Raw genomic sequence first — 7,093 nt, 5'->3', positions numbered from 1 at the left:
CCGTCGGGCTGGTCCGCGCGCTCGTGGACGAGGCGCTCGCCGCCTTCGCGCTGCTCACGCCGACGGCGGCCCGGGGCGGCACCACGGACCGGGTGGCGCGCCGCACCGCCGGGCGCGCGCTCGACGCGCTGGACGCGGCGCTCGGTGTCGGGACGACCGGGCACGTGGCGCCCGAGGCGGTCGTCGGGCACCTGCACGAGGCGGAGCGGTGCTGGCGGTCGCTCGTCGCCGCGCTCGTCTCGGCGCACGCCGCGGCGGGACCGACGCTGCCGACGCAACGGGTCGCCCCGGGGGCGGCCGTGGTCGTCCCCTGGGCCACCTGAGCGGCGCCGCCTCACCCGACCGGGTGGCGCGGTGGTGCCTTCGGGCGAGCGACCACGAGCCCGCCTCAGCACCCGTCCCGGGCTGCCGATGAGGAACGGTGCGGGGGCGCACCGATGACCCCTGCACGACGTGCCACGACCCGGACGGACCCGACCATGCACGACCTCGAACGCTGCGCCGTCGCCGTCCGCGACCGCGGGACGGTGCTCGAGGGGTACGTGGCCGCCTACCTCGACGGGACGATGACGGTGGCGGCCGACCAGGGAGTCGTGCCCGGTGCCCTCGACGCCGGCGAGGACGTCGAGGTCCTCGTGCTGGACGAGGCGCGCGGCGAGGTCCGGTACAGCGGCTGGGTGTCCCGGATCGGGGCGACGACGGTCGCGCTCACGGACCTCGAGCTCGTCTCGACGCTCCAGAAGCGGCAGGTCGCGCGCGTCCGCACCCTCCAGCTCTGCACCGGGGTCGTCACGCCCCCGGACGGGCCCGGTCGGGCGGTCTCGTTCGTCGTCGTGGACATCGGTGCGCACGGCATGCGCATCGCGACGACCTCACGGCTCGCGCCGGACGACCGGATCGCGTTCGAGTTCCCGACCGGCGGCGGCGCGGTGCGGCTCGACGCCGAGGTCCTGCGCGCGCAGCGGACCGGCTCGGGCGCGACGCAGTACGGCTGCCGCTTCGTCGACATCCCGGAGAACGCGACCGACGTGCTGTTCCGGTACGTGCTGCGGACGCAGGGCGCGCAGCGCCGCCGACGCCTGCAGTCCTGAGGCACGCCGGCCGCGCGCCGCACGACGTGCCGCCGGGTGCGCCAGGAGCGGTTGCCCCGGGGCGCCGGGGACGCGAGCCTGTCGGGGTGGACGACTCCCGGACCGTGCTGCACCGCTACCTGCAGGCCACGCGCGACGCGCTGGTCTGGAAGCTCGAAGGGCTCGACGAGCGGGCGGCCCGCTGGCCGTGGACGCCGACCGGGACCAACCTGCTCGGGCTGGTCAAGCACGCGGCGGGCGTCGAGATCGGCTACTTCGGCGAGACGTTCGGGCGGAACTTCCCCGGCCTCGACGACCTCGCGTGGTACCTGGCGGACGCGCCGCCGAACGCCGACATGTACGCGACCGCCGACGAGTCCGTCGACGAGCTCGTCGACCTGTACCGGCGGGTCTGGGCGTTCGCCGACGAGCTCGTCCTGCACGCGCCGCTCGACACGCCCGGACACGTCGCCTGGTGGCCCGAGCACCGCAACCCGGTCTCCCTCGAGCTGGTGGTCGTGCACGTGACCACCGACCTGACGCGGCACGCGGGCCACGCCGACATCCTGCGGGAGCTCACCGACGGCGCCGTCGGGATGCGTGCCGACAACAGCAACGTGCCGTCGCAGGACGCCGCGGTCTGGGCGTCCTACGTGGCCGACCTGCAGCGCATCGCCGACTCCGCGGGTCGGTGACCGCTCAGCCGGGGCACGTGGTCGCGACGAGCGCGCGCACGGCGGACTCGACCTGCACGGGGGTCCGGCCGAACGGCCGCCCCCAGCGGAGGAGCCGGTCGGTGTACTGCACGTAGTCCCCGGTCCGCCCGTCGTGCAGGTGCAGGTCGGCGTGCGACGCGAGCCAGCCGCGCACCGTGTCGTCGAGGACCGGGGCGGCGTGCGGGCCGTACGGGTCGCGCCGGGCCGACGCGAAGTGCAGCCACGTGGTCGTCGTGACGGCGACGAGCCCGTGCAGCCCGCGGGCGCGCACGGCGCGGTGCGCGGTCGGGACCGCCGCCGGGCCGGCGTCGCGGACGGTGCGGGCCGACTCGTCGAGCGTCCGCACGACGTCGGGGTCGACGACGGTGGGCCGCCGGCGGCCGCCCAGGACGCTCGCGGTCCGGTACGCCCCGTCGCCCGCGTCCCCCAGGGCCCAGACCATCGCCGCGACGAACGCCGCGCCTGTGCGGCCGCGGTCGAGCTCGTCGTCGACGACGGCCGCGACGTCCGCGCGCTCGACCTGCTCGCCGAACGCCTCGGGGACGACGAACCCGTCGCCCATGCGGTCGGCCCACGCGCGCCAGCGGTCGCGCTGCCACGCGACCGGCGGCGGGGGCTCGAACGGGGCCGTGAGCAGGGCGTGCAGCGACACGGGGACGGTCGTCATGCCAGCATCGTGGCATCGTCACGGGGGGTCGTGACGGGCGTTTCGTCCTTGTTCCTCCCGACGGCCCAGTCCGGGCTCCCGCGGTCCGCCACGACGCCCGGGCCGTCGTGCGCGGGCCGGTCAGCCGCGCAGCAGGCGCACCTCCGCGACGAGCGGCGAGGGGCCTCCGACCGCCCGCAGCCGGACGTCGAGCAGCCCGTCCCGGGCCGTCGCGTCGCGCACGTCGAGATCCACGTGCCGGGCGCCGGCCCCGGCGGGAGCGGAGACGCGCCCGACGACGACACCCTCGACCTCGACGTCGGCCGCGCCGGGCTCGTCGCCCCCGCGGTACGCCACGCGCAGGACGGCCCCCTCGTCGTGCGGGTCCCGCAGCGCGTACCCGAACCAGCCGTCGGCCGCGCGCCACCGGGCACCGTCGGTCGCGCCGGTCCACGTGCCGTCGCCGGCGAAGCCGTGCTCGACCTCGGGCTGCTGGCGGCCGCACGCGACGTCGTCGACCGTGCGCTGCGCGAGGACCAAGTCGTCGGCCTCCTGCGCGGCGAGCTCCTCGTGCCGTGCGGCGGCCCCGCCGGGGGCGGCGAGCGGGTGGTACAGCGTGTAGCGGGCGTCGTGCAGCGCGTGGAACGGCTCGAGCGGCACGGGCCCGGCATCGGTGACGAGCGTGAACGTCATGCCCGGGCCGGGACCGTGGACGCGCGCCGCCGCCGCGGCGTCGTCCTCCGCCTCGACGACCGGGGTGCCGGCGAGGGCGTGCAGCGGCCCGTGCGCGACGTGCCCCATGCGCGAGGCGTCGGCGCGCAGGCCGGGCAGGTCGTCGGTGCCGCCGCGCGCGGCGAGGACGACCGGCCCGTGGCGGAACGTGACCCAGTCGGAGCCGTCGGGCAGCCGCTCGACGCCGACGCGCGCCGGCAGGCGCCAGGTCAGGACGTCGCCGTCGTGCCAGGTCCGGGTCACCGCGACGTACGGCGCGCGCGACGGGACGGCGACGACGGGCTCGCCGCCGACCGCGAGCGCGAGGTCGTCGTCGGAGGCGACCCACGAGGGCCGGCGCACGTGCACGGTGAACGCCTGCGGTGCCGCGAGCGTGAGCGTCAGCGTGGTGGGCGCGTCGGTCGACAGGTCGGGGAACGGGGTGGTGAGCGTGACGACGGCGTCGCGCGCCGTCCACGCGGCGCGCACGGGGACGGTCGCGTTGACGTACAGGTCGTCGGCGGCGTCGGTCGCGAGGACCGTCTCGCCGAGGCGCGCGTACGTCTCCAGTCCGGTGCCGACGCAGCACCAGAACCCGTCCTCGGGCTGCGAGTAGACCCGGTAGTGGTCGGGGCGGGCCGACGTGAAGTAGACGAACCCGCCGTCGGGGTGCTGCGCCGAGAGCACGTGGTTGACGGTCGCGCGCTCCGCGAAGTCGAGCAGCGCGGGGTCGGGTGCGGCCGTCAGGAGGCGCCGGGTGAGCTCGAGCATGTTGGCGGTGTTGCACGACTCGGGCCCCTCGGGCGACGTGAGCGCGCCGCGGAAGTCGTCGACGGGGTGGAAGTGCTCGCTCACCGAGTCGCCGCCGAACGCGAGCGAGCGGCGGTGCACGACGGCGTCCCAGAAGGTCCGCGCGGCGCGGTCCCAGCCGCCGTCGGGGTCGGCCTCGGCGAGCGCGGCCCAGCCGACGACCTTGGCGATCTGGGTGTTGGCGTGCAGGCCGTCGAGGGCGTCGCGCCCGTCGAGCAGCGGGTCGAGCAGGGTGCGGTCGGCGAACCGGACGGCCATGGCGAGCAGGTCGGCGCGGCCGGTGAGCGCGGCGAGGTCGGCGAACGCCTCGCACATCCCGCCGAACTCGGTGCGCAGCATCGCGGCGAACTGGTCGTCGTCGAGCCCGGCGGCGAGGCCCAGCCACCAGTCGGCGAACGCGACGACGACGGTGCGGGCCGTGGCGGCCGTGCCCGCGGGCGCGAACCGCACGGCGTCGACGAGGCCGGCGACGGTCTTGTGCAGGTTGTACCAGGGCACCCAGGCGCCGTTGAGGCCGAACGAGTCGGCCGACAGGTCGCCGGCGGCGATCCGCTCCCAGAGCGCGACGCCGTGCGGGACGCCGCCGAGGTAGCCGGTGCCGAGCGCGTCCTGGCACCGGGCGAGGCCGTCGACGAGGTCGGCCGCGAAGGCGGCCGCGCGCGGGTCGCCGGTGGCCGCCCAGAGCAGGCTCGCCGCCGACAGCGCGTGCCCGGCGGTGTGGCCGTCGAGGCCCATGGACTCCCAGTTGCCGTACGGCTCGGCGGTCTTCGGCAGCCCCGCCTCGCGTCGGTAGGGGGCGAGCAGCCGCTGCGGGTCGAGACGCAGCAGGTAGGCGAGGTCGGTGCGCTGCGCGTCGAGGTACGGGCCGTCGAGCAGGCGGACGTCGGACAGCGGCAGGAGCCGCAGCGTGCACGCGGTGAGGGCCGTCGGGGGGTGGACGCTCGCAGTCATGTGTCCACCGTAACGGTCAGTCCAACGTTGTAGAAGAACGCACGTCCTGCCTCCACCGGGCGCCCGAGCGCTCCCCGGTTAGGCTCGCCGCGTGACGAACGGCATCCACGCGGTCGGGCTGGTGATCCGCCAGTCGACGCGGCTGCTCGGGCTCGAGGCGTTCTCCATGCAGCTCATCGCGGGCATCGAGGAGTCGCTCTCCGCCGAGGGCCGCTCGCTGCTCCTGCACATCGTCGGGACGCCCGACGCCGAGCTCGCGACCTACCGGCGCTGGGCCGAGCAGCAGCAGGTCGAGGCCGTGGTCGTGCACAACCTCACGGTCGACGACCCGCGGCTCGGCGTGCTCGAGGAGCTCGGCGTCCGGACGGTCGTCGTGGGCGGCCCGTCGCAGGACCTGCCGGTCGCGAACGTCTTCGTGGACAACGCCGCCGAGGCGAACGAGGCCGTCGACCACCTGGTCGCGCTGGGCCACCGCCGGATCGCCCGCGTCTCCGGCCCCGCCGACCTCGCGCACTCCCGGACGCGCACCGACGCGTTCCTCACCCGGTGCGACCGGCTGGGCGCGTCCGGCGTCGTCGTCGAGGGCGACTACGGCGAGGCGTCCGGGGCGCGCGCGACCCGCGACCTGCTCGCCCGCGACGAGCGACCGACCGCGATCGTCTTCGACAACGACGTCATGGCGGTCGCCGCGCTCGACGTCGCCCGCGAGGCCGGGCTGCGCGTCCCTGCCGACCTGTCGCTGCTCGCGTGGGACGACTCGCCGCTCGCCCGGCACGCCGCGCCACCGCTGTCCGCGATGTCGTTCGACGTGCACGCGCTGGGCGTGCAGGTCGGCGACTGCGTCCTCAACGCGGTGGCGTCGGGGCCGGTGCGCTCGTACGCCGTCCCGCCCGCGCACCTGGTGACCCGTGGCTCGACCGGCCCGGCGCCCGCGGCGGAACGGTCCGCCTGACCCGCTACGCCCCCGCCGGCGGTCCTGAGCGTCGGACCGCCCCCGGCGCACGACCCGTCTCGCGCCGGTAGGCGCGGCTGAAGGCGGCCTCCGACTCGTACCCGGTGGCGGTCGCGACCCGCGCGACCGGCTCCCCCGCGGTCAGCAGGTCGGTCGCGACGTGCATGCGCCACGACGTCACGTACTGCATCGCGGGCACCCCGACGACCTCGGTGAACCGGGCCGCGAACGCCGAGCGGGACATCGTCGCCTCGCGCGCGAGCGTCGCGACGGTCCACGGGTGCGCAGGGTTGCGGTGGACGGCGGCGACGGCGGTGCCGACGTGCGGGTCGCGCAGGGCGCCGAGCCAGCCGGTCGTCGTGGACTGGGCGTCGATCCAGGCGCGGATGGCCTGGATGACGAGGATGTCCGCGAGCCGGGTCGTGACCGCCTCGCCACCGGGCCGCGCCCCCGCGAGCTCGGCGGCCATGAGCCCGAGCGTGCCGGCGATCCACGGGGCCGCCCCCGCGTCGTCGGCGGGCACGTGCACGACGGGCGGGAGCAGCGCGAGCAGCAGGCGGGACGCGGGGCCGTCGACCGACAGGACGCCGCACACGAGGTCGGTGCGCGGGCCCCCGCCGTCGTGCCGCAGCACGGAGTAGTGGTCGGTGACGTACTCCTGCGGCAGCTCGTCGACGCGGCCCATCGACGGCACCCCGGGCGCGCTGCGCAGCACGTGGCCACGCCCGTGCGGCACGAGCGCGAGGTCGCCCGCGGTGAGCCGCACCGGCGGGGCGCCCGCGACCTCGACCCAGCACTCGCCGGCCGCGACGACGTGGAAGCTCAGGCACTCGCCGAACGCGGGCATGTCGACGGCCCACGGCCCGGTCGCCTCGGTGTGGCAGTAGAAGAACCCGGTGACGCGCAGGCGGTGCAGCGCCTCGCCGACGGGGTCGACGGACGTCCAGGGCGGCTCGACGACGACGGTCACGCGACACCTCCGGACGATCTGCCATGTTCGTACGACTTTCGAGCATAGACCGTCCACGTCCGCGCGCGGTGGGCTAGGAGCACCGGGAACGACGACCACCGTCGGTCCCCCCAGCCGAGGAGCCCACCATGAAGGTCCTGGTCGTCGGAGCCACCGGAGGATCCGGACGCGCCGCCGTCGCCGAGCTGGTCCGCCGCGGCCACGAGGTCACCGCCGTCTCCCGCCACGCCGCCGCGCTCACCGGGCCGCACGTCCGCGGCGTCGACG

7 protein-coding genes are annotated in these 7,093 nt (G+C 76.4%); 4 read left to right on the top strand and 3 right to left on the bottom strand.

What is annotated here, in order from left to right; all coding sequences use genetic code 11:
- The 3 genes from CBZ_RS20825 to CBZ_RS09395 form a co-directional block, all read left to right on the top strand.
- Positions 1–323 (top strand): hypothetical protein (locus tag CBZ_RS20825; protein WP_165446719.1); only part of this gene is annotated, 323 nt, incomplete at its 5' end.
- A 156-nt stretch (positions 324–479) separates the two neighbouring features.
- Positions 480–1,091, top strand: coding sequence for a flagellar brake protein (locus CBZ_RS09400; protein WP_165446718.1), 612 nt, complete (start codon positions 480–482; stop codon positions 1,089–1,091).
- Positions 1,092–1,177: 86 nt separating this feature from the next.
- Complete coding sequence (locus CBZ_RS09395; RefSeq protein WP_130781302.1) at positions 1,178–1,765, top strand: DinB family protein; 588 nt, start codon at positions 1,178–1,180, stop codon at positions 1,763–1,765.
- A 4-nt stretch (positions 1,766–1,769) separates the two neighbouring features.
- Here CBZ_RS09395 and CBZ_RS09390 read toward each other — a convergent pair whose 3' ends face one another.
- Together CBZ_RS09390 and CBZ_RS09385 are read right to left on the bottom strand one after the other, a co-directional pair.
- Positions 1,770–2,453, bottom strand: a complete 684-nt coding sequence (locus tag CBZ_RS09390; protein ID WP_130781301.1) for an 8-oxoguanine DNA glycosylase OGG fold protein — start codon at positions 2,451–2,453, stop codon at positions 1,770–1,772.
- A gap of 120 nt (positions 2,454–2,573) precedes the next feature.
- Positions 2,574–4,904 carry a beta-L-arabinofuranosidase domain-containing protein gene (locus CBZ_RS09385; RefSeq protein ID WP_246013211.1) on the bottom strand — a complete coding sequence of 777 codons (2,331 nt, stop codon included), beginning with the start codon at positions 4,902–4,904 and terminating at the stop codon, positions 2,574–2,576.
- Positions 4,905–4,995: 91 nt separating this feature from the next.
- Here CBZ_RS09385 and CBZ_RS09380 point away from each other — a divergent pair, with 91 nt between their 5' ends.
- Positions 4,996–5,856: a LacI family DNA-binding transcriptional regulator gene (locus tag CBZ_RS09380; protein WP_130781300.1), complete on the top strand. Its 861-nt coding sequence runs from the start codon at positions 4,996–4,998 to the stop codon at positions 5,854–5,856.
- Positions 5,857–5,860: 4 nt separating this feature from the next.
- Here the strand turns inward: CBZ_RS09380 and CBZ_RS09375 are convergent, their stop codons facing one another.
- The gene (locus CBZ_RS09375) at positions 5,861–6,826 is read right to left on the bottom strand and encodes an AraC family transcriptional regulator (RefSeq protein ID WP_130781299.1); all 966 of its coding nucleotides are present in this window, start codon (positions 6,824–6,826) and stop codon (positions 5,861–5,863) included.
- Positions 6,827–7,093 lie beyond the last annotated feature (267 nt).

Origin of the sequence: Cellulomonas biazotea, from assembly GCF_004306155.1 — a bacterium.
GTDB classification, from domain to species: Bacteria; Actinomycetota; Actinomycetes; order Actinomycetales; family Cellulomonadaceae; genus Cellulomonas; species Cellulomonas biazotea.
This window is presented reverse-complemented; position numbering and strand designations above follow the sequence as displayed.